Source organism: Alkalihalobacillus sp. TS-13, assembly GCF_019720915.1.
Taxonomy (GTDB): domain Bacteria; phylum Bacillota; class Bacilli; order Bacillales; family Fictibacillaceae; genus Pseudalkalibacillus.
Genome location: NZ_JAHKSI010000001.1, coordinates 863,018 through 885,083 on the forward strand (window position 1 = coordinate 863,018; position 22,066 = coordinate 885,083).

Here is a 22,066-nt window from a genome sequence, read left to right on the forward strand (position 1 = left end):
CATAAGGGGGAGAGTCCGATGAGCGATTTAATGGATGCGTTGACAGTACTTGAGAAGGAAAAGGGAATCAGTAAAGACGTAATTGTAGAAGCAATTGAGGCGGCATTGATTTCGGCATACAAGCGAAATTTTCATCAAGCACAGAATGTCCGCGTTGATTTTAATCAAGATACGGGCAGTGTAAAAGTATTTGCAAGAAAAAATGTAGTGGAACAAGTGGAAGACAGCCGCCTGGAGATGTCAGTCGATCAAGCGAAGGAAATCAGTCCTCAATATGAAGAAGGGGATGTCGTAGAGCTTGAGGTGACACCGAAGGATTTTGGCCGTATTGCAGCACAAACTGCTAAACAAGTCGTCACTCAAAGAGTACGTGAAGCAGAACGTGGAATCATTTTTTCTGAATTCATCGATCGTGAAGAAGATATCATCACGGGTGTAGTGCAGCGTCAGGATCACCGTTTCATGTATGTAGATCTTGGTCGAGTCGAAGCGTTGCTGCCCACTACCGAACAAATCCAATCTGAATCTTATAAGACGAATGATCGGATCAAAGTTTTCATCACAAAGGTCGAGAAGACGACAAAAGGACCACAGATTATGGTTTCAAGGACTCATCCAGGATTATTGAAGAGATTATTCGAGCTGGAAGTACCCGAAATCTATGATGGTACAGTTGAAATCAAATCAATTTCACGTGAAGCTGGTGATCGCTCTAAAATATCCGTCCATGCGGAAGACCCGGAAGTAGATCCGGTCGGCTCTTGTGTCGGACCTAGAGGGCAGCGGGTACAAACGATCGTCAATGAGCTTCACGGCGAAAAGATTGATATTGTAAGATGGTCCAACGATCCTGTGGAATATGTCGCAAATGCTTTGAGTCCTTCAAAAGTGCTTGAAGTCCAAGTTAATGAAGAGGAAAAGATGACCCGTGTCATCGTCCCTGACTATCAGCTTTCACTTGCAATTGGGAAACGTGGTCAGAATGCTAGATTAGCTGCCAAGTTGACTGGCTGGAAAATCGATATCAAGAGTGAGTCAGAAGCAGTTGAACAGGGTTTATATGACCCGGATAAACAACCTAAAGAGCCGAATTATGATGAAGTATATGACGAAGAACTGGAAGATTAAAAGGAGAGGGAAACGATGAAAAAGCGGAAAATACCGATGCGAAAGTGTATAGCTTGTCAAGAAAACAAGCCGAAGAAAGAATTGATTCGCATTGTCCGTACTCCTGAAGGAGAAGTTTCGATCGATCTTACCGGTAAAAAGTCAGGCAGAGGAGCTTACATTTGCAACGAGATCTCCTGTTTTGAATTGGCACAAAAGAAGAAAGCTTTCCAGAACCAACTATCTTTCCAAGTTTCTGATACCGTATACGAAGAACTGAAAAGCCAAGTCAGTCAATCGAGGGAATAGATGAAATCATCATGGGAGTCCCTATTAGGCTTAGCGAATAGAGCTGGAAAATGTGTATCTGGTGAAGAGTTGGTTGTCAAAGAAATACGTCAGCAACGTGCCAAAATGATCTTGCTTGCAGAAGATGCATCCGCCAATACAAGGAAAAAGCTGATAGATAAGTGTTCTTACTATCAAGTTCCTTATTATATAGTGCCGAACCGATACGAGTTGGGCAACGCAATTGGGAAAGAACAACGGGTGACCGTTGCTGTGATCGATAATGGATTTGCAGAAAAGTTGAAGAAATTAATCGATCAATAATTTTGGGGGTGACCAAATGAGTAAGATGCGCGTTTATGAATATGCAAAGAAACATAACGTTCAAAGTAAAGATGTAATTCAAAAATTGAAGACTATGAATATAGAAGTCACAAATCATATGTCAACGATAGAAGATACCACTGTTACTAAATTGGATCAAGCATTCAGTCCTAGTAAAGGTCAAAAGAAAGACCAGAAACCGAATAAACCATCCAATAAACCTATGAATCAATCGGACAACAAACCAAAAGGGAAAGCGACAGACAACAATCGGAATCAACAAAAGTCTGGTGATCGACCGAACAATCGCGGTGGAAATAACCCGAATGACAACCGAGGGCAGAACCGTCCAGGAGGACAAAACCGTCCAGGAGGACAGAACCGTCCAGGCGGACAAAATCGTCCAGGAGGACAGAACCGTCCTGGCGTGCAGAATCGTCCAGGAGGACAGAACCGTCCAGGCGGGCAGAATCGTCCAGGAGGACAGAACCGGCCAAAAGGAAAAGGACGTAACAATCGCCCAGCTGCGAATCAACAACAGCAGCCGAAGAGAGAACAGCCGAAACCAAAAATGCCTGAAAAGATCACTTTTGAAGGTTCTTTGACTGTCGGGGAACTCGCAAAGAAACTTCATATCGAAACATCTGAAATCATCAAAAAGATGATGGGATTAGGTGTAATGGCGACGATCAACCAGGAGCTTGACAAAGAAACAATCGAGCTGGTTGCCGCTGACTTCAACGTTGAAGTTGAAGAAGAAATAATCATTGACGAAACGAACTTTGAGGAAAATGAAATTGAAGAGGATGAAAGTAAACTCTCAATCCGTCCACCAGTCGTGACGATTATGGGACACGTCGACCACGGAAAAACGACGTTGCTTGATTCAATCCGTAAAACGAAGGTAGCTGCAGGAGAAGCTGGTGGAATCACTCAGCATATCGGTGCCTATCAGATCGAAGAAAATGGAAAACCGATTACATTCCTGGATACACCGGGACACGCAGCATTCACAACGATGCGTGCTCGTGGTGCACAAGTTACGGACATCACCATCCTGGTTGTAGCGGCTGATGATGGCGTCATGCCTCAGACGATCGAGGCGATCAACCATGCAAAAGCAGCAGAAGTCCCGATCATCGTGGCAGTGAACAAGATGGATAAAGAAGGGGCAAACCCAGATCGCGTTATGCAGGAATTGACTGAACACGAATTAATTCCTGAGGATTGGGGCGGCGATACGATTTTCGTCAAACTTTCAGCTATCAATGGAGAAGGAATCGATGAGCTTCTTGAAATGGTACTTCTCGTAGCAGAGGTGGAAGAGCATAAATCGAATCCAGACCGTTTTGCCAATGGTACAGTAATTGAGGCACAACTAGACAAAGGTCGCGGCCCTGTCGCTACACTTCTTGTACAAGGCGGTACGCTTGAAGTCGGTGACCCGATCGTCGTCGGAAATACGTTCGGACGGGTACGTGCAATGGTCAACGACCTTGGACGCCGTGTTAAAAAAGCAGGTCCATCAACACCTGTTGAAATTACCGGTTTGAATGATGTCCCGAATGCAGGGGATCAATTCCGAGTGTTCAAGGATGAGAAAAAAGCCCGTGCAATTGGTGAAGCCCGTGCGAAAAGACAAATTGAGCAACAGCGAAAAGAAAGCTCGAAGCTTAATCTGGATGATCTATTTGAGCAGATCAAGGAAGGCGACATCAAGGAAATCAACGTCATCCTCAAAGCAGATGTTCAAGGTTCTGTCGAAGCTCTCGCAGGTTCATTAAGAAAGATCGATGTGGAAGGTGTCAAGGTTAAAATCATTCATACTGGTGTAGGTGCGATTGCGGAATCTGATATCATTCTTGCATCAGCGTCAAATGCGATTATCATCGGCTTCAATGTACGTCCAGATAATAACGCGAAACGTACAGCAGAAGCTGAAAAAGTGGATATCCGATTGCATAGGATCATCTATAATGTGATTGATGAAATCGAATCTGCGATGAAGGGTATGCTTGATCCTGTCTATCAAGAGAAAGTGATCGGGCAAGTTGAAGTCCGTACGACTTTCAAAGTTTCCAAAGTAGGAACCATTGCTGGTTGTTACGTAACTGAAGGTAAAATCACTCGTGATTCTGGTGTGCGTCTAGTCCGTGATGGTGTTGTCGTATTTGAAGGGGAAGTCGATACGCTGAAACGTTTCAAAGACGATGTCAAAGAAGTCGCAGCTGGTTATGAATGTGGTATAACATTGGAGAAATTCAACGATATTAAAGAAGGCGACGTTATCGAAGCCTATGTGATGGAAGAGGTTAAACCGAAATGATCGGAAGTTTGAAGTGTGAGTGTCATATACATGATGCTCACTCTTTGAAAGAAAAACGTTCGGTAGTCAAAAAAGTGATCCAGCGGCTGAAACAGCAGTTTAATGTTGCTGTAGCAGAGACCGATTTTCATGAGCTGTGGCAACGATTTGAAATTGGAATCGTGACCATATCCAAAGATAAGCAAATGGTTGAAAAAGAATTACAGCAAGTTATGAAATATCTGGACCGCTTTGATGAGTTTGAAATCACAAATTATGAGACCGAATTATTATAAGAAACCTTCGCCTAAAACGGCGGAATGAGGTGTTTTTTATGAGCAATGTACGTGCAAACCGCGTAGCAGAGCAGATGAAAAAAGAACTTGGCGAAATCATCGGCCAGAAGATCAAAGACCCTAGAGTAGGCTTTGTAACGGTCACCGCTGTTGAAGTGACTGGAGATCTTCAACAAGCGACCATCTTCATCTCTGTTTTCGGAGACGAAGAAGAGAAAGCGAATACACTTGCCGGACTCGCAAAAGCGACAGGGTTCATCCGTTCAGAAATAGGGAAACGGATCCGTTTAAGAAAAACACCAGAAATTCTCTTCGAATTTGACCATTCGATTGAATATGGCAACCGGATTGAGACTCTTCTGGATGAAATCAATGATAACAGAGATTAAAGGTAAGAGGGATTGCCCCAGTGTATAGCGTTCATAACCCCAGATAGAACTTTCAGCGTGACATTGTCCTGTTGTTGGTATTATCAAGGATTGGACTACTTGGGCAATCCCATTTTCCCTTTAGAGGGAAATGATTCACATGAAATCCTTATCACGGAATGAACGAGGAAGTGCGTGTATGATAATAACAAGAGATGGAATTATCCCTTTACATAAACAAGCAGGAATGACTTCTCACGATTGTGTCGTAAAGCTTCGCAAAATCCTGCGAACGAAACGTGTTGGTCATACGGGTACCCTTGACCCATCCGTCTCAGGTGTACTCCCGATCTGTATAAACCGGGCTACAAAAGTGGCTGAATATATGAGTGCGTATGATAAGACATACGAAGCAACGGTCGCTGTGGGTACAGCAACCACAACCGAAGATCAAAGTGGAGAAATCATAGAGTCTTCCAGACCAGAACTGTTCAGTGGAGATGAAGTGAAAGCAGTATTGCGATCATTTGAAGGCGAAATCGAACAAATTCCCCCCATGTATTCAGCTGTCAAAATAAAAGGTAAAAAATTATATGAGTACGCTAGAGAAGGGATTACCATTGAAAGACCTTCCCGAACGATACGGATCGTACAATTAAAGCTTTTGAGCCTACCAGAACGAAATGAAGATAACGGTAATGTGGAATTCAAAATCAGAGTGACCTGCAGCAAGGGTACTTATATCCGTACCTTGGCAGTAGATATTGGCAAAGCATTAGGGTTTCCAGCACATATGTCATCTTTGGTTCGGACACAGTCTGGACCGTTCTCTATACAAGATGCCGTTACACTTGAGGGACTCGAGCATGTTGTTAAGGCGGGAAATCTTTCTGAGGTTTTATTGCCGATTGAGAAAGCATTATCAATCTTTCCATCTGTTACGGTATCTGATGCAATGGAACAAAAGATCCTTAATGGATCTTTACTTGAAGAAACGAAAGAACTTTCCAATCCCAGGACTGCCGTTTATAATGGACAAGGAGAGTGCCTCGCAATCTATATACCACATCCTGAACGCCAGGGATGGGTTAAACCTGAGAAAGTACTTAAAATTCAAAACAGAACTTAGGTGGTAATTTGAAAACGTATAGGATTGACCACACCCAATTGGACCAATTAAAAGAGTCGCCGCCGTCTGCAATGGCTATCGGATATTTTGATGGAATACATTTAGGTCATCAAAAAGTCATCATGGCTGCAAAGCATATTGCAGATGAAGCTGGATTGGACTCGGCGGTCATGACATTCGACCCTCATCCATCTGTTGTCTTAGGCAGGGAACGGACGGAAAAATCGCATATTACACCAATTGAAGATAAACGGTCCCTGATTGAAGCCATGGGAATCGACCGATTATATATTGTGAATTTCAGCAAAGCATTCGCATCACTTACACCACAACAATTTGTAGATGATTTCATTATCGGTCTCAATGTAAAACATGTCGTTGCTGGATTCGACTTTTCATTTGGCAAAAAAGGTGAAGGGACGATGGAAACACTACCGTTCCATTCAAGAGACCAATTCAAACATTCAATTGTCGATAAAGTAGCGGTCGATGATGAAAAAGTGAGCTCCACGTTGATACGGACATTGATCCGGAGCGGTGAAGTCGAGAAAATTCCTAAGTACTTAGGCCGAAGGTATTCTGTTAAAGGCACTGTCATTCACGGTGATCATCGCGGTCATACGATCGGTTTTCCGACAGCCAATATTGAACCAGCCGATTCTTATATCTTACCAGAAATTGGGGTCTATGCTGTCCGGATGGAAGTGAATGGGGAATGGTATGAGGGTGTATGTAATGTCGGCTATAAACCGACCTTCAATGATGAAAAACCAGAAAACCCAAGTGTAGAAGTTCATTTGTTTTCATTTGATTCTTCCATTTATGGAGAAGCTGTTGAAGTTGAATGGCACCACAACATTCGTAAAGAAAAGAAATTCTCATCAATTGATGAATTGAAAGGACAGATTTCAAAGGATATTGACGCGGCAACACAAATTTTTCACAAATCGTGAACGTTCATGACTTGCATTTACACTCGAAAAAAGGTATTCTTGTAGTTGTACAATTTGTACAGAACCACTTCTTGGCACAGCGATTCACCGACGCTTGCTAGGAGGATGGGGATTAATAGAAAAGGAGGTGAATAGGATGGCTATTTCACAAGAGCGTAAAAATGACTTGATTGCAGAGTACAAGACTCATGATAATGATACTGGTTCTCCAGAAGTACAGATTGCTATCCTGACTGAGCAAATTAACGAATTGAACGATCATTTACGTACACACAAAAAAGATCACCACTCTCGTCGTGGTCTGCTGAAAATGGTTGGTAAACGACGTAATTTGTTGACGTACTTACGTAAGAAGGACGTAACACGTTACCGTACTCTTATTAACAAACTTGGTTTACGTCGATAGTTCACAAAAAAGCGGGGATTACACCCGCTTTTTTATTAGCTTTAAAAAAGGACAGTGTAAAAACATAAAGTGTCAAAAACATCAAACACTACATGGTGTTACAAAGTAATTGTCCGAGTTAGCTTTATTAGCTTTTTGAATATATATTTTTGGGTTATACTAGAACAAGATAACCAATAATTTTATGTAAGTTTGAGAGGAGTTCTCTGAGAAATGGAGCAAAACAAGCATGTATATTCCATCGATTGGGCTGGGCGGAAGCTGACCCTTGAAATTGGAAACCTAGCTAAACAGGCTAACGGCGCAGTTATGGTCCGCTATGGCGAAACGGCGGTTCTTTCAACAGCCACAGCCTCCAAAGAACCTAAAAATCTGAGCTTTTTCCCACTGACTGTCAATTACGAAGAAAGATTATATGCTGTCGGTAAAATTCCGGGTGGTTTCATCAAGCGTGAGGGAAGACCAAGTGAAAAAGCAACGTTAGCTTCCCGTCTTATCGATCGTCCGATCCGGCCGTTATTCGCTGATGGCTTCAGAAATGAAGTTCAAGTCGTCAGCACCGTCATGAGTGTCGATCAGGATTGTTCATCCGAGATGGCCGCTATGTTCGGTTCCTCACTTGCATTGACGATTTCTGATATTCCATTCGAAGGACCGATTGCTGGAGTAACAGTAGGAAGAATTGACGGTGCATTCGTCATCAATCCGACTTTGGATCAAAAAGAACAGAGCGACATCAATCTTATTGTAGCGGGTACCAAATACGCCATCAATATGGTGGAAGCAGGTGCTGACGAAGTTCCTGAAGAAGTGATGCTTGAAGGAATCATGTTCGGTCACGAAGAAATCAAACGTCTAATCGCCTTCCAGGAGAAGATTGCTGAAGAAATTGGTAAAGAGAAAATGGAAGTGCAATTGCATCAGCTTGATGTAGATCTAACTGCAGAAGTTAGTGCACAATTTCTGGATGATATAAAAGAAGCAGTAAAAGTGGTCGAAAAGCATGCTCGTCAAGACGCATTAGATGCTGTCACTGAAAAAGTTCTCGCTCATTATGAGGAAGATGAAGAAAAAGCTGCTGAAGCGAAAGAAATCTTACATACGCTCATCAAACAAGAGGTACGCCGCCTCATTTTGAAGGACAAGATGCGTCCTGATGGTCGTAAGATTGATGAGATCCGTCCTCTTTCTTCTGAAGTCGGTCTGTTGCCAAGAACACACGGTTCCGGGTTGTTCACGCGTGGTCAGACACAAGCACTCAGCATCTGTACACTTGGGGCATTAGGAGATGTACAGGTGCTTGATGGACTTGATATGGAAGAATCAAAACGGTTCATGCACCATTATAATTTCCCTCCATTCAGTGTAGGGGAAACTGGATTCATGCGCGGTCCAGGCCGTCGTGAAATCGGTCATGGAGCCTTAGGCGAACGTGCACTCGAGGTTGTAATCCCATCTGAAGAAGAATTTCCATACACGATCCGTCTCGTTAGTGAAGTATTAGAATCTAACGGGTCTACTTCACAAGCAAGTATTTGTGCAAGTACACTAGCGATGATGGATGCTGGAATTCCGCTTAAGGCACCAGTCGCTGGAATCGCAATGGGACTGATCAGTGATGGAGAAGATGTTACCGTTCTTACGGACATCCAGGGCATGGAAGACCACCTGGGTGACATGGATTTCAAGGTTGCAGGAACAAAACAAGGTGTCACTGCACTTCAAATGGATATCAAGATTTCCGGAATCAACCGTGAAATTTTACAAGAAGCATTATTCCAGGCTAAAGAAGGCAGGATGAAGATTTTAGATTCGATGCTAAGTACATTAGCTGAGCCAAGAACAGAACTTTCTTCATACGCACCTAAGATCCTGACGATGAAGATCAAGTCAGATAAAATCCGTGACGTCATCGGGCCAAGCGGTAAGATCATCAACAAGATCATTGAAGAGACCGGTGTCAAGATCGATATCGAGCAGGATGGAACCATTTTCATTGCTTCAACCGATGAAGCGATGAATAGAAAAGCAAAAGAAACGATTGAAGATATTGTACGTGAAGTCGAGGTAGGAGAAATCTATCTTGGAAAGGTGAAACGCATTGAAAAGTTCGGTGCTTTTGTTGAACTGTTCAGTGGAAAAGATGGACTTGTTCATATTTCTGAACTTGCAATGGAACGGATTCCTAAGGTGGAAGATGTTGTGAAGCTTGGTGATGAAATACTTGTAAAGGTAACAGAAATCGATAACCAGGGACGAGTGAACCTTTCGCGTAAAGCTGTTTTGAAAGAACAAAAGAAAGAACAAGAACAAAAGTAAGAGACGGATTCATGATCCGCCTCTTTTTTTTGCTTTTATTGCTTAAATGGTGATTTCACAAAATTTACTCCCTTTCCGCGGGTGCAAGAAAAGCGGAAGCGACCCGTTTAGTCACGCAGGTCACTGGAGGACTGACGAGGAGGCTCGAACCAAACAAAGACTTGGTTCCGCGTGGGCTAACTCATAAGGATGTCAATCAATGTGTTGCCGCCGCAGGAAGTTTGAAGTGATCCAAGTGACTGGTCGCTGAGCTAGACATCACTTCATTGCATTAACCTACTTCCGCAAGCCTCCTCACTTGCACAGGATCTCAACACAAAAATGTAATCATTTTCGTGTCTGCGATGAGAATTCTTAGAAGCTTTTCTTATGCTGGCTTCGACGTTCACCACAGGACGTACTTGTACAGGATGTACTGACTTCGACGTTCACCATAGGACGTGGTGGTATTTAGTCGAAGTTCATTATTATAGTCGAAAATCATTTTAAAAAGTGCGGGGTCTCGCAGGCTGGTTTTTCCCGCAGGAGTGTCGCAAATTTTGCTTAATGAATGTTTTCTAGCAAATCCTATCCCAAAAAAAGTTATGTATGATTTAGTCTCGGCGGTCTCCCTTTTCATCTAATCCACTCTAAGATGGCTACAGCATTTACATTCCCATACGTTCTACCCTGTCCTATCCTATCATACGTTAACTATTGAAAGGGGTGGATCGTAGGTGAAGGGATACAAGCCGTTCATTATAATAACTATTATATTATTGATCTCCTTAATAAGTGTTCAGAACCCGCCTTCGCATCGTTATATTTCGATGTTAAAAGAAGCAGCTTTCACCACATCTACATTACATATGTCCGATGCAGGACCGTTATTGGATCAGATCAAACTTTTCGCTAGCCAACATGATATCAAACCAGTGGATGCGCGGATCGACCCTGTCTGGAAGGCGATTCCGGGTTATAATGGACTTTCTGTGGATATTGACGCCTCATACGACCGTATGAAGAAGAAAAAAGAATTCAATGAATCAATGATCGTATACAAACAGACGAAGCCTAAGGTGTCACTGGAGGATCTTCCGCCTTCACCAATCTACAAAGGGAACCCGAACAAACCGATGGTCACTTTCTTGATTAATGTGGCTTGGGGGAACGAATTCCTTCCACAAATGCTGGAAACGCTGAGAGAACATAAAATTCATACAACCTTCTTTTTGGACGGATCATGGGTGAAAAAAAACCAGGATTTGGCGAAAGTCATTTACGAGGAAGGGCATGAAATCGGTAATCATGCCTATACACACCCTGATATGAAATCTTTAACTAATAAACGTATTCAGGAGGAAATTCATAAAACAAATGAAATCATCCAAAGTACATTGGATGTCACTCCAAAATGGTTTGCTCCTCCAAGTGGCAGTTATCGGATGGATGTTGTTGAAATCGCATCCACAATGGATATGTATACGATTCTGTGGTCAGTGGATACAGTAGATTGGAGAAAGCCGGATCCAGATGAAATGGCAAAACGGGTTGTAAACAACATCCATCCAGGTGCAATGGTTCTGATGCATCCCACATCATCAACGGCAAAAGGCCTAGAACAAATGATACAAGGAATACGTGCTAAGGGGTACTCAATCGGTACAGTGTCACAGATGATGAGCGAGAAAAGACTTGTTAAAGCAAATCAGATTGGTGAGACTGACAAATAATTGTCGAATATAGGCTTAAATGGTATAGTGGTTTTATAATACGTATAAGTACCAAAATACCTACATAATTTGCCTGTTTGACAATTTAGGAGGAAAAAAGTTTGATAACAAAACATACGTGTAAGAATGGCGTGCGAATCGTAACAGAAAACATTCCTAGCGTAAGATCGGTTGCAATCGGTATATGGATCGGCACGGGCTCTCGTTTTGAGACTAAAGATAATAATGGGATCTCCCACTTCTTAGAGCATATGTTCTTTAAAGGTACGAAAACGAGGAATGCAAGAGAAATTGCAGAATCATTCGATAGCATCGGTGGTCAAGTGAACGCATTTACATCAAAAGAATATACATGCTACTATGCAAAAGTTCTGGACAATCATGCATCGCATGCGTTGGAAACGCTATCGGATATGTTCTTCAATTCTACATTTGACGAAGATGAGCTTCTAAAAGAAAAGAATGTCGTACTTGAAGAAATCAAAATGTATGAAGATACACCTGATGACATCGTCCATGATCTTTTGAGCCAGGCGACATACAGCCATCACCCACTGGCATATCCAATCCTTGGGACGGAAGATACATTGAATACGTTCAATGGGGATGTATTACGGACCTATATGAATGAATTTTACACGCCAGATAATGTCGTGATTTCAATTGCGGGGAATGTAGACGATTCATTTATTGAAGAAGTCGAAAAGTATTTCGGGAGTTTTTCGGCGTCCAACAACAAACCACACGCACAGAAACCGGCATTCTGTACAGAAAAGAAAGCACGCAAAAAAGAGACAGAACAAGCACATTTGTGTATCGGTTATGAAGGATTGCCGGTAGGCGATAAGAGTATATTCGACTTGATCATCATCAACAACATCTTCGGTGGGAGCATGAGCAGCAGGTTGTTCCAGGAAGTAAGGGAACAGCGAGGTTTAGCATACTCAGTGTTTTCATATCACTCAGCTCACTTGGACACCGGCGTCTTCAACATTTATGCTGGAACAGCGCCAGGGCAGTTGGACGAAGTGTATGATACGATTTCAAACATCATTGGAACGTTGAAGGAAACAGGTGTTACTGAAAAAGAAGTAGCCAACAGCAAGGAGCAGATCAAAGGAAGTTTGATGCTCAGTCTTGAAAGTACGAATAGCCGTATGAGCAGGAATGGGAAACATGAATTGCTTTTAAGGAAGCATCGGTCTCTTGATGAAATTTTACAAAATATTGATGATGTTTCTAAAGAGAACGTTGACAAGCTAATCCGAAAAATTTTTACAGATGACTTTTCAAGCTCTCTCATCAGTCCGAGTGGGCAATTTCCGAAAAACTTTCCGAATTAAATTAAATGGGGGGACTCCAGAGTCGCCTCATTTTTTCTATTTAGCTTAGCGATCCTCCCTTTGGTATGATTTAAGAGCTGAAGGTCCTTCTTTTCTTTGTTTATTTGTGGTTTGACTTTTTATCCCTACATATATATAGAATGATAAGCGAAAATAGGAGGGGAACCCCAAATGAGGTTAAGTGAAATTTTAGGAAAAGAAATCATCGATTATACGAAGGGCGAGAAACTTGGTATATTGACCTATGCTGAGTTCATCATAGATGAGAATGCGGGGTATATACATACGCTGGAAATTCCATTGACGGAATGGAACGGGTTACGAAAAAGAAAATCAATCATACAATTTAAGTGGAATAAGATTTACCGAGTGGGTGAAGAAACAATTCTAGTGGACCCCTCAGAAGCGGATGTCCAAACCGAATATAAATAATCACCATGAAAGTATCTTCTTCATATGATGTTGAAGAATCAGCACTCAAGTATTATTATTCCTCCGTTATTAATGACGAATGAGAAAGGGGAGGAAGGATGTTAACAGGAATTAAAGCGGCAATCATTGGCGGCGATGCAAGACAGCTCGAAGTAATCAGAAAACTGGCTGTATTGAACGCCAGTCTGTATTTAGTAGGATTCGATCAATTGGACCATGGATTCACTGGAGCAACAAAAATGGATTTGGATGACTTGCCTTTAAGAGAATTGGATGCATTGATCTTACCCGTGAACGGCAGTGGCCCTGATGGAGAGATTGATACGATTTTTTCGAATAAAAAAATTAAATTCACAGAGGAAATCTTACAAAAAACAAAACAGTCATGTACCGTATTTTCTGGTATAACCAATCCTTATTTGACGAAATGCACATCGAATGCCAACAAAAAACATATCAAGTTATTTGAACGTGACGATGTTGCTATCTATAATGCCATCCCTACTGTCGAAGGTACGATCATGATGGTCATCCAGCACACGGATTTTACGATCCATCAATCAAATATTATGGTCTTGGGCTTTGGTCGAGTAGGATTCTCAGTAGCGCGGACATTTGCTAATCTTGGTGCCAATGTATCTGTCGGTGCACGAAGATCTGAACATATCGCTCGAATCACTGAAATGGGCTTCAAGCCATTTTATCTCGATCAATTGGAAAATGAAGTAGAGTCGATCGATGTTTGCATCAATACAATCCCAGCATCAATCATCACTTCCAATGTCATTTCAAGAATGCCATCTCATTCTTTGATCATCGACCTTGCTTCCAAGCCTGGAGGTACGGATTTTCGTTTTGCTGAAAAGAGAGGGATCAAAGCATTGCTAGCTCCTGGATTACCGGGTATCGTCGCTCCGAAGACAGCCGGTAAGATCATTGCGAATGTATTGACACAACTACTTATGGATGAAAGCAATTAAGGGGAAGGGGCAAGGAGAATGAAACTGGGAGGTAAACATATCGGATTTGGTTTGACAGGTTCGCACTGTACCTATGAGGCAGTCGTTCCTCAAATCCAAAAGCTTGTTGACTCAGGTGCAAAGGTCACACCTTTTGTTACGTTTACACTTCAGAACACGACAACAAGATTCGGAGAGGGAGAAGATTGGATTAAGAAGATCGAAGAAATCACCGATAATGAAGTGGTTGATTCGATTGTCAAAGCTGAACCATTCGGTCCTAAAACGCCTCTCGACTGTATGGTCATCGCGCCATTGACAGGAAATTCGATCAGTAAATTTGCAAATGCAATGACAGATTCACCCGTGTTGATGGCTGCAAAAGCTACGATGAGGAACTTGAATCCGGTAGTATTAGGGATATCCACTAATGATGGACTCGGTCTAAACGGTGTGAACATCATGAGATTGATGGCTTCAAAGAACATCTATTTCATCCCATATGGCCAGGATGCACCACAAAATAAACCGAATTCATTGGTCGCACAAATGGAGTTATTGCCTGAAACTGTAGAGGCTGCATTGGATGGTCAACAATTACAACCAGTGTTACGAATATATTGATGGAAGTATAAGCCCAACGACTGACAGTGGTGCTGGAAATTACTTCTCTACAAAAGTATACATTTTTGATGAAGAATTCTTACCTCTACAATCAATGATATGGTAAAATAAATGACAATATGACCAGAGATACAGGAGAAACCATGTTGTTTCTCCTTCTATCATTTTTAAATGGCTATGTCGCTTAGCTTTATGCTACTGTTCATGTTATGTTTTTACTGTATATATGCAATAAAGATTATGCTCGATTAGCGAGCAGAAACAAAGCTTTGGACATAGTTTACAAAATACAATAGGAAATGAGAAAGATAAATTATGAGGAGGGACATACCAATGGAATCTAACAATGGTTATCACATTGCAGTTGTTGGGGCTACTGGAGCAGTAGGTCAACAAATGCTCAAAACATTAGAAAAAAGAAACTTCCCGATCGCTTCTCTGAAATTATTGGCTAGTAAGCGTTCTGCAGGAAAGAAGGTCGATTACAAAGGTGAAGAGTTCACAATTGAAGAAGCGACTCCAGAAGCATTTGAAGGTGTACAGATCGCTCTATTTTCTGCAGGGGGCTCGATATCGAAAGAATTAGCGCCGGAAGCAGCGAAAAGAGGGGCTGTAGTCGTCGATAACACAAGTGCTTTCAGGATGGATCCAAACACTCCGCTTGTCGTACCGGAAGTGAATGAAGATGCACTTCACAACCATAACGGAATCATTGCGAACCCGAACTGTTCGACGATCCAGATGGTCGTCGCCCTTGAACCGGTCCGTAAGAAATATGGTTTGAATAAAGTGATCGTCTCCACTTATCAGGCTGTTTCTGGTGCTGGGGCGAAAGCCATCAATGAACTGAATGAACAAACACGTGCAATTATCGATGACCAAGAATTCACACCAGAAGTATTGCCTGTTGCAGGGGATGAAAAGCATTACCAAATCGCATTCAATGCGGTTCCACAAATTGATAAATTCCAGGAAAACGGCTTTACTTTTGAAGAAATGAAAATGATCAATGAAACGAAGAAAATCATGAACATGCAGGAGCTGGAAGTAGCAGCTACATGCGTTCGTCTTCCCGTAGAAACAGGACACTCAGAGTCAGTCTATCTTGAAATTGACGATGAAGACGTAACAGTAGACGAATTGAAAGCATTATTATCTGAAGCACCGGGGATTTTGCTGAAGGATGATCCTTCACAACAACTTTATCCGATGCCAGCGGATTGTGTAGATAAAGATGACGTATTCGTGGGGCGTATACGTAAGGATCTAGATCGTCCGAACGGTTTCCATATGTGGGTCGTTTCTGATAACCTCTTAAAGGGTGCAGCATTGAATTCTGTACAAATTGCTGAAAGTCTCGTAAAGCTGAATTTATTGAAATGAACGAGAGAGGTGCATCAATGAATATCGTCGTGCAAAAATTCGGCGGAACATCTCTAAAATCAGATGATGGACGTAATCGCGCCGTACAACACGTATACAATGCTGTTAATGAGGGGAAAAAAGTCGTTGTCGTCGTTTCAGCTATGGGACGTAAAGGCGATCCTTATGCGACAGACACGTTATTAAGCTTGATAACCGGAAATCCTACTTCCATCAGTCCAAAGGAAATTGACCTTCTCATGTCTTGTGGAGAGGTTATTTCATCTGTCATCTTCTCCAACTTACTTAAGCAGAAGCACATTCGCTCATTGGCTTTTACTGGTGCAAAAGCAGGCTTTAAAACGAATACTGAGCATACAAATGCGAAGATCGTGGAGATGGATTGTAAAAATATCATCCATACACTTGAAGAAATGGATGTCGTGGTAGTAGCCGGATTTCAGGGTCAGTCGAGTGATGGAAATGTGACTACTCTTGGAAGAGGTGGCAGTGACACCTCTGCAGCAGCACTAGGCGCTGCATTGAATGCTGAAGTCATCGATATTTTCACTGACGTGGAAGGGGTGATGACTGCAGACCCTCGTATCGTAGAAAATGCACGCCCCCTTAATGTCGTCACATATAATGAAATATGTAACATGGCCTATCAAGGTGCAAAAGTCATTCATCCTAGAGCAGTAGAAATCGCGATGCAAGCAAAAGTGCCGATCAGGATCCGTTCCACATATTCAGATCATGAAGGTACACTGGTTACTTCCGCAGCTGGCGGTGGAGGGGGAAGAGATATCGAAGATCGCTTGATCACTGGGATCGCCCATGTATCGAACGTTACTCAAATCAAGGTCCATGCTCCTGATGGAGATTATGATTTCCAATCGAAGATATTCAAAGCAATGGCCGAGGAGCAAATCAGTGTTGACTTCATAAATATCAGTCCGCGTGGAGTGATCTACACGATCAACTCAGCTTTAACGGATGATGCGGTAAACGTTTTGAATGAGTTGGGCTATGAAGCAGATATCCAACGGAATTGTGCAAAAGTATCTGCTGTAGGTGCAGGAATCGCAGGTGTGCCTGGGGTAACAGCGAAGATAGTCGGTGCACTCTCAGAGAAAGGTATCAATATCTTGCAATCGGCTGACTCTCATACGACGATTTGGGTGCTTGTAAGGGAAGAGGATATGATCAACGCTGTCAATGCGCTCCATCAAGTGTTCAAGCTTGAGCAAGGCGATCATATCTGATGCAGTATTAAGGAGGAGTAAAGTAAGATGGACTTTGGAAAAGTATTGACCGCTATGGTCACGCCATTTGACCATAAAGGAAACATCGATTTCACACGAACTACTAAATTGGTCGAATATTTAATTAAGAACGGATCGGATGGACTGGTGCTTGCCGGGACGACTGGTGAATCCCCTACCTTGACAAAAGAAGAGAAGGTAGCTCTCTTCAAGCATGTAGTAAAAGTCGTCGGAAAACGTATCCCTGTCATCGCGGGGACTGGAAGCAACAACACACACGCTTCGATTGAACTTACAAAACAGGCTGAAGAAGCCGGTGTAGACGGGATCATGCTCGTATCCCCATACTACAATAAACCGAACCAGCAAGGCCTTTACTTACATTTTAAAACAATCGCAGAATCCACATCGCTGCCAATCATGTTATATAACATTCCAGGTAGATCTGTGATTAACATGTCAGTCGATACCATCGTACGGTTGTCTGAAATCGAAAACATCGTTTGTGTAAAGGAAGCCAGCGGTGATTTGGATCAGATAACAGAAATCATTTCAAAAACAAGTGATGATTTTGCATTATACAGCGGGGATGACGGCCTTACGTTACCTGTAATGGCTATTGGCGGAAACGGAATCGTTTCTGTAGCTTCTCATGTAATAGGAAATGATATGCAAAAAATGATTGCTGCTTTCCAGTCTGGAAATAGTAAAGAAGCTGCTACATTACATGGTAAGCTTTTGCCGATCATGAAAGAAATGTTCGCTGCCCCTAGCCCGACACCGGTCAAAACGGCATTGCAAATCTCCGGTGTTGATGTTGGAGGCGTAAGACTTCCTTTGGTTCCATTGTCGGAACAAGAGCGCGTCCGATTGACATCCTTGTTAAACAATTATCATACCGTTTAAAACTTATAGAAGAGGCTGGCCATTAGTGGTCAGCTTTTTTCTTTATTTTGCCTTAACGGTGCGAACTAAAAAATTAACGGAGCAAATACGTAATTTATCGGTCATTTGTCCATAATGAACTTTAATAAAACGTATGATAAGAAGTTCTCGTTTCATGATGGATAGAATGATTCCGAATAAGACAATACTAAAGGGAAAGTAATTGTTGTGAAAGGAGTCCGCCATGAACGAGCAGAAGAATGCTAAAAACGAAGAAGTCTCACCCACTCAACCAACTCAACCTCAAAAACCGAATAAACAAGATCAGGACAAGGAAAACTCCTCGTCACTGATCAATAAAATCCAACAAATGGGACAGACGAATGTACCACAAATGGAGCAATCCAATATCCATTGCATGACGATTGTCGGGCAAATCGAGGGTCATGTCCAGCTGCCGCCGAATAATAAGACGACTAAATATGAACATATGATCCCTCAAATTGTAGCAATAGAACAGAACCCGAAAATCGAAGGTCTACTAGTAATCCTCAATACTGTGGGGGGAGATGTGGAAGCAGGGTTGGCCATTGCGGAAATGATTGCCTCTTTATCAAAACCGAAAGTTTGCCTTGTCCTTGGCGGTGGTCACTCAATTGGTGTTCCAATCGCTGTGGCAGGGGATCATTCTTTCATTGCCGAAACAGCTACGATGACGATCCATCCTGTCCGTCTGACTGGATTAGTGATCGGTGTGCCCCAAACATTCGAATATCTGGATAAAATGCAGGAAAGGGTAATCAGTTTTGTCTTGAGGCACTCGAATATTGCAGAAGAGAAGTTCAAAGAATTGATGTTATCGAAAGGAAATCTTACGCGTGATATCGGAACGAATGTAGTAGGAGACGATGCAGTGGCTTATGGGTTGATTGATGAAGTTGGAGGCCTTGGAAAAGCAATGAGGAAATTGAATGAGCTTATAAAAGCTGAAAAACCCGAAAATCCTGAAGAACAGGATCTGGTCCAATGATTTTATATACATCGATGCCCAATGAACTTGTCTTCAATACAGCAAATGAAGATTATGAAAAACACGCTATGATCGAAATGAATGGGGTTTCGATGACGGTGGAGCATCTAGATGGAAATCAATGCAGGATTGTGAATCTCTTAAGTACGGATCCTAACCACTATCTTGATCCGAATTTGCAGCCAGGCACGATTTTAAAGAAGAGCTACAACTATGATCAAAGTCCATCTAGTTCCCAGAATTCCAGTATGATATAATAACACTACTTATAGTGGGTTGACCCTTAAGTGTCCGACTCGTTTAACACGGTATCCAGTCATTGAAGTGTTAACACAGTCCCGCTTTACCAGGGTCAGCCCTTTTGCAATACATAAGTAAATCACCAAATACATACATCCAGACAGAGTAAATCGCATGAGAGGTGAAAAAATGGCAAAAAGGAAAAAAAAGAATAAAAAGTCGTCAGGTTGGAAATCGCAGCTGTCTTTTGAAGTTTTCGGCCTTCTATTGCTGGCAATGACATTGATTGCAGCTGCGGAATTCGGCAAGGTGGGGAATATTTCTGCTGGATTGTTCCGTTTATTAGGCGGGGAATGGTATGGAATCTTGCTATTAGGAGTCTTTATCCTCTCCATCTATATCATTTGGAAGCGGACATGGCCCAACTTTTTTACACGCCGGTTAAGCGGTGTATACTTGTTTGTCCTCGGGTTATTATTGCAAAGCCATGTTAAGCTTTTCGACCTGTTATCCCGTAATGGCGAATGGGAAAATCCTTCTGTCATCCAGAATACTTGGGAATTGTTTTTGCGCTACCAGGGATCTGATCCAGGAACATACGATTTAGGTGGTGGTATGATCGGAGCTTTTGGTTTCGCGTTCACTTATGTCTTGTTTGCGCCAGAAGGGACACAGGTCATTATCTTCTTCATGTGGATCATCGCGATTTTACTTATCACAGGATTGTCCATGAATGATATTCTCGCTAAAGTCTTAGTACCATTAAAGAACTTCATCATGAATACATATAGTGATTGGAAGGATCATTTTCAGAGCAAGCGGGAACAGAAGCAAGAAGCACGTAAGAAGGAACGGAAAACGAGGGGTAAACGGACAACCAAGGATAAAAAAGAAGCCGATGATCAAAAAGAATTTGGAGAGGAAACCTACTCTGAACCGATTATTGAAGATTTCACTGAAAACAGCTATCAGGAAGCATTCGAGTTCGAAGAGTTGAAACAAAAGGAACTGCAAAAGGATCATGCTAAAAAAGAAAACACTAAATCATCCCAACCTGCCAGCGATTCGAGTATAGATTCTGGCGAAGTCACGTCTGGATTTTCCGTCGCTGAGGTGGAGAATGAATCCTATGAGCTTCCTCCTTATGATTTGCTGAGCAGACCAGTTAAGTCCGGCCAACACCGGGAAAGACAACATGTATCGGAAAACACGAGAAAGCTTGAACGAACGTTTGAAAGCTTCGGGGTAAAAGCGAAGGTAGTCAAAGTCCATTTGGGTCCTGCTGTCACAAAATATGAAGTACAGCCGGCAATTGGAGTGAAGGTAAGTAAAATCGTGAATTTGACAGACGACCTCGCATTGGCCCTTGCAGCAAAAGATCTGCGTATTGAAGCGCCAATTCCAGGAAGATCGGCAATCGGTATCGAAGTACCGAATCAGGAAGTTTCGATGGTCTCATTGAGAGAAGTCGTGGATACGAAACGCAACGATTTAAATGCAAAGCTTAGTATTGGTTTAGGTCGTGATATTTCCGGTGAACCGATACTCGCTGACTTGAGCAAAATGCCTCACTTGTTAATCGCAGGTGCAACAGGTAGTGGTAAAAGTGTATGTGTGAACGGAATCATAACAAGTATTTTGTTGAAAGCGAAGCCGCATGAAGTGAAAATGATGATGATCGATCCGAAAATGGTTGAGTTGAATGTCTATAACGGCATTCCTCATCTGCTTGCTCCAGTTGTGACTGAGCCGAAAAAAGCTGCACAAGCATTGAAACGGGTCGTCAATGAGATGGAACGTCGATATGAATTGTTTTCACATAGCGGAACAAGGAACATTGAAGGGTATAACAACGTAATCAAAAAACAAAATGAGGAATCTGATGCTAAGCAGGCTTTACTGCCATATATCGTCGTCATCGTAGATGAACTCGCTGATCTGATGATGGTCGCTTCGGGTGACGTTGAGGATGCGATTACTAGGCTGGCTCAGATGGCACGTGCTGCTGGAATTCACTTGATCATCGCGACACAAAGACCTTCAGTTGATGTCATCACAGGTGTCATCAAAGCGAACATTCCATCAAGGATTGCATTCAGCGTCTCATCTTCAACGGATTCCCGAACGATACTCGACATGGGAGGGGCTGAAAAACTTCTGGGGAAAGGTGACATGCTTTACTTCCCAATCGGCTCAAACAAACCGACACGTGTACAAGGTGCATTTTTATCTGATGAAGAAGTGCAACAAATAGTCGATTTCGTCATTGGACAGCAAAAAGCGAAGTATCAGGAAGAAATGATCCCGACCGATGAACCTGATCAGAAGGTTGAAGAAGTAGAGGATGAACTTTTTGATGATGCAGTGAATTTGATTGTCGATATGCAAACAGCGTCAGTTTCCATGCTTCAAAGGCGTTTCCGTATTGGGTACACAAGAGCTGCAAGACTTATTGATGCAATGGAAGCAAGAGGCATTGTCGGTCCATATGAAGGAAGTAAACCGAGGGAGGTTCTCATTTCAAGTATAGATCAGGATGCTTCATCCAGTTAAAGAAAATGTCAAGTGTCTGACACTCTGAATTCCGAAGTGTCAGGCACTTTTCATTATGGAGCCCATTTATCCGCATGTATTTATCGGAAATCGACCAAAAGAAAAAAACCGAAAAAGAAATAAATGGAAATGTCATGATAAACACATATGAATCAACAAGTAGCAT

General features: G+C 42.3%; 21 protein-coding genes. All 21 read left to right on the top strand.

The genetic code is table 11. The annotated features are described in order from the left end of the window. Positions 1-18 precede the first annotated feature (18 nt). The 21 genes from nusA to KOL94_RS04355 all read left to right on the top strand — a co-directional run bounded on the left by nusA (position 19) and on the right by KOL94_RS04355 (position 21,900). On the top strand, positions 19-1,128 hold the full coding sequence (gene nusA / locus KOL94_RS04255) for a transcription termination factor NusA (RefSeq protein WP_221564403.1): 1,110 nt from the start codon (positions 19-21) through the stop codon (positions 1,126-1,128). A 15-nt stretch (positions 1,129-1,143) separates the two neighbouring features. Then, entirely contained in the window at positions 1,144-1,416 is a 273-nt protein-coding gene (gene rnpM / locus KOL94_RS04260) for an RNase P modulator RnpM (RefSeq protein WP_221564406.1), read from the top strand. Then, positions 1,417-1,719, top strand: a complete 303-nt coding sequence (locus tag KOL94_RS04265) for a YlxQ family RNA-binding protein (protein ID WP_221564408.1) — start codon at positions 1,417-1,419, stop codon at positions 1,717-1,719. A gap of 16 nt (positions 1,720-1,735) precedes the next feature. Beyond that, on the top strand, positions 1,736-4,045 hold the full coding sequence (infB, locus tag KOL94_RS04270) for a translation initiation factor IF-2 (protein WP_221564411.1): 2,310 nt from the start codon (positions 1,736-1,738) through the stop codon (positions 4,043-4,045). After that, a complete protein-coding gene (locus KOL94_RS04275) occupies positions 4,042-4,320 on the top strand; it encodes a DUF503 domain-containing protein (RefSeq protein ID WP_221564414.1) in 279 nt (92 codons plus the stop codon). The genes infB and KOL94_RS04275 overlap by 4 nt, the downstream gene beginning before the upstream one ends. A gap of 38 nt (positions 4,321-4,358) precedes the next feature. After that, the gene (rbfA, locus tag KOL94_RS04280; RefSeq protein WP_221564429.1) at positions 4,359-4,709 is read left to right on the top strand and encodes a 30S ribosome-binding factor RbfA; all 351 of its coding nucleotides are present in this window, start codon (positions 4,359-4,361) and stop codon (positions 4,707-4,709) included. Between the two features lie 178 nt (positions 4,710-4,887). Next, on the top strand, positions 4,888-5,817 hold the full coding sequence (gene truB / locus KOL94_RS04285) for a tRNA pseudouridine(55) synthase TruB (RefSeq protein ID WP_221564431.1): 930 nt from the start codon (positions 4,888-4,890) through the stop codon (positions 5,815-5,817). An 8-nt stretch (positions 5,818-5,825) separates the two neighbouring features. After that, positions 5,826-6,770, top strand: coding sequence for a bifunctional riboflavin kinase/FAD synthetase (ribF, locus tag KOL94_RS04290; protein WP_221564433.1), 945 nt, complete (start codon positions 5,826-5,828; stop codon positions 6,768-6,770). Positions 6,771-6,906: 136 nt separating this feature from the next. Further along, entirely contained in the window at positions 6,907-7,176 is a 270-nt protein-coding gene (gene rpsO / locus KOL94_RS04295; RefSeq protein WP_221564435.1) for a 30S ribosomal protein S15, read from the top strand. Positions 7,177-7,389: 213 nt separating this feature from the next. Then, positions 7,390-9,495, top strand: a complete 2,106-nt coding sequence (gene pnp / locus KOL94_RS04300; RefSeq protein WP_221564438.1) for a polyribonucleotide nucleotidyltransferase — start codon at positions 7,390-7,392, stop codon at positions 9,493-9,495. A gap of 809 nt (positions 9,496-10,304) precedes the next feature. Beyond that, on the top strand, positions 10,305-11,207 hold the full coding sequence (locus tag KOL94_RS04305) for a polysaccharide deacetylase family protein (protein ID WP_221564440.1): 903 nt from the start codon (positions 10,305-10,307) through the stop codon (positions 11,205-11,207). A gap of 101 nt (positions 11,208-11,308) precedes the next feature. Further along, positions 11,309-12,550: a M16 family metallopeptidase gene (locus KOL94_RS04310; protein WP_221564442.1), complete on the top strand. Its 1,242-nt coding sequence runs from the start codon at positions 11,309-11,311 to the stop codon at positions 12,548-12,550. 171 nt (positions 12,551-12,721) lie between these two features. Continuing rightward, a complete protein-coding gene (locus KOL94_RS04315) occupies positions 12,722-12,982 on the top strand; it encodes a YlmC/YmxH family sporulation protein (protein WP_221564444.1) in 261 nt (86 codons plus the stop codon). A 98-nt stretch (positions 12,983-13,080) separates the two neighbouring features. Beyond that, on the top strand, positions 13,081-13,962 hold the full coding sequence (gene dpaA, locus KOL94_RS04320) for a dipicolinic acid synthetase subunit A (RefSeq protein WP_221564446.1): 882 nt from the start codon (positions 13,081-13,083) through the stop codon (positions 13,960-13,962). 18 nt (positions 13,963-13,980) lie between these two features. Continuing rightward, positions 13,981-14,565, top strand: a complete 585-nt coding sequence (gene dpaB, locus KOL94_RS04325) for a dipicolinate synthase subunit B (protein ID WP_221564448.1) — start codon at positions 13,981-13,983, stop codon at positions 14,563-14,565. 333 nt (positions 14,566-14,898) lie between these two features. Then, positions 14,899-15,948, top strand: a complete 1,050-nt coding sequence (gene asd / locus KOL94_RS04330; protein WP_221564449.1) for an aspartate-semialdehyde dehydrogenase — start codon at positions 14,899-14,901, stop codon at positions 15,946-15,948. 17 nt (positions 15,949-15,965) lie between these two features. Continuing rightward, positions 15,966-17,192, top strand: a complete 1,227-nt coding sequence (gene dapG / locus KOL94_RS04335; RefSeq protein WP_221564450.1) for an aspartate kinase — start codon at positions 15,966-15,968, stop codon at positions 17,190-17,192. Between the two features lie 27 nt (positions 17,193-17,219). Next, positions 17,220-18,098, top strand: coding sequence for a 4-hydroxy-tetrahydrodipicolinate synthase (gene dapA, locus KOL94_RS04340; protein ID WP_221564452.1), 879 nt, complete (start codon positions 17,220-17,222; stop codon positions 18,096-18,098). A gap of 223 nt (positions 18,099-18,321) precedes the next feature. Next, positions 18,322-19,107 (top strand): ClpP family protease, encoded by a 786-nt coding sequence (locus KOL94_RS04345; protein ID WP_221564453.1) that lies wholly within the window; start codon positions 18,322-18,324, stop codon positions 19,105-19,107. Then, positions 19,104-19,364, top strand: coding sequence for a YlzJ-like family protein (locus KOL94_RS04350; protein WP_221564454.1), 261 nt, complete (start codon positions 19,104-19,106; stop codon positions 19,362-19,364). The genes KOL94_RS04345 and KOL94_RS04350 overlap by 4 nt, the downstream gene beginning before the upstream one ends. 172 nt (positions 19,365-19,536) lie before the next feature. Then, the gene (locus KOL94_RS04355; RefSeq protein WP_221564455.1) at positions 19,537-21,900 is read left to right on the top strand and encodes a DNA translocase FtsK; all 2,364 of its coding nucleotides are present in this window, start codon (positions 19,537-19,539) and stop codon (positions 21,898-21,900) included. Positions 21,901-22,066: the final 166 nt, after the last annotated feature.

What these genes read in the sequence shown, in the direction of transcription:
- nusA (WP_221564403.1), top strand. Translation starts at nt 19, where the DNA reads ATGAGCGATTTAATGGATGCGTTGACAGTACTTGAGAAGGAAAAGGGA.
- rnpM (WP_221564406.1), top strand. Translation starts at nt 1,144, where the DNA reads ATGAAAAAGCGGAAAATACCGATGCGAAAGTGTATAGCTTGTCAAGAA.
- KOL94_RS04265 (WP_221564408.1), top strand. Translation starts at nt 1,417, where the DNA reads ATGAAATCATCATGGGAGTCCCTATTAGGCTTAGCGAATAGAGCTGGA.
- infB (WP_221564411.1), top strand. Translation starts at nt 1,736, where the DNA reads ATGAGTAAGATGCGCGTTTATGAATATGCAAAGAAACATAACGTTCAA.
- KOL94_RS04275 (WP_221564414.1), top strand. Translation starts at nt 4,042, where the DNA reads ATGATCGGAAGTTTGAAGTGTGAGTGTCATATACATGATGCTCACTCT.
- rbfA (WP_221564429.1), top strand. Translation starts at nt 4,359, where the DNA reads ATGAGCAATGTACGTGCAAACCGCGTAGCAGAGCAGATGAAAAAAGAA.
- truB (WP_221564431.1), top strand. Translation starts at nt 4,888, where the DNA reads ATGATAATAACAAGAGATGGAATTATCCCTTTACATAAACAAGCAGGA.
- rpsO (WP_221564435.1), top strand. Translation starts at nt 6,907, where the DNA reads ATGGCTATTTCACAAGAGCGTAAAAATGACTTGATTGCAGAGTACAAG.
- pnp (WP_221564438.1), top strand. Translation starts at nt 7,390, where the DNA reads ATGGAGCAAAACAAGCATGTATATTCCATCGATTGGGCTGGGCGGAAG.
- KOL94_RS04305 (WP_221564440.1), top strand. Translation starts at nt 10,305, where the DNA reads ATGTTAAAAGAAGCAGCTTTCACCACATCTACATTACATATGTCCGAT.
- KOL94_RS04315 (WP_221564444.1), top strand. Translation starts at nt 12,722, where the DNA reads ATGAGGTTAAGTGAAATTTTAGGAAAAGAAATCATCGATTATACGAAG.
- dpaA (WP_221564446.1), top strand. Translation starts at nt 13,081, where the DNA reads ATGTTAACAGGAATTAAAGCGGCAATCATTGGCGGCGATGCAAGACAG.
- dpaB (WP_221564448.1), top strand. Translation starts at nt 13,981, where the DNA reads ATGAAACTGGGAGGTAAACATATCGGATTTGGTTTGACAGGTTCGCAC.
- asd (WP_221564449.1), top strand. Translation starts at nt 14,899, where the DNA reads ATGGAATCTAACAATGGTTATCACATTGCAGTTGTTGGGGCTACTGGA.
- dapG (WP_221564450.1), top strand. Translation starts at nt 15,966, where the DNA reads ATGAATATCGTCGTGCAAAAATTCGGCGGAACATCTCTAAAATCAGAT.
- dapA (WP_221564452.1), top strand. Translation starts at nt 17,220, where the DNA reads ATGGACTTTGGAAAAGTATTGACCGCTATGGTCACGCCATTTGACCAT.
- KOL94_RS04345 (WP_221564453.1), top strand. Translation starts at nt 18,322, where the DNA reads ATGAACGAGCAGAAGAATGCTAAAAACGAAGAAGTCTCACCCACTCAA.
- KOL94_RS04350 (WP_221564454.1), top strand. Translation starts at nt 19,104, where the DNA reads ATGATTTTATATACATCGATGCCCAATGAACTTGTCTTCAATACAGCA.
- KOL94_RS04355 (WP_221564455.1), top strand. Translation starts at nt 19,537, where the DNA reads ATGGCAAAAAGGAAAAAAAAGAATAAAAAGTCGTCAGGTTGGAAATCG.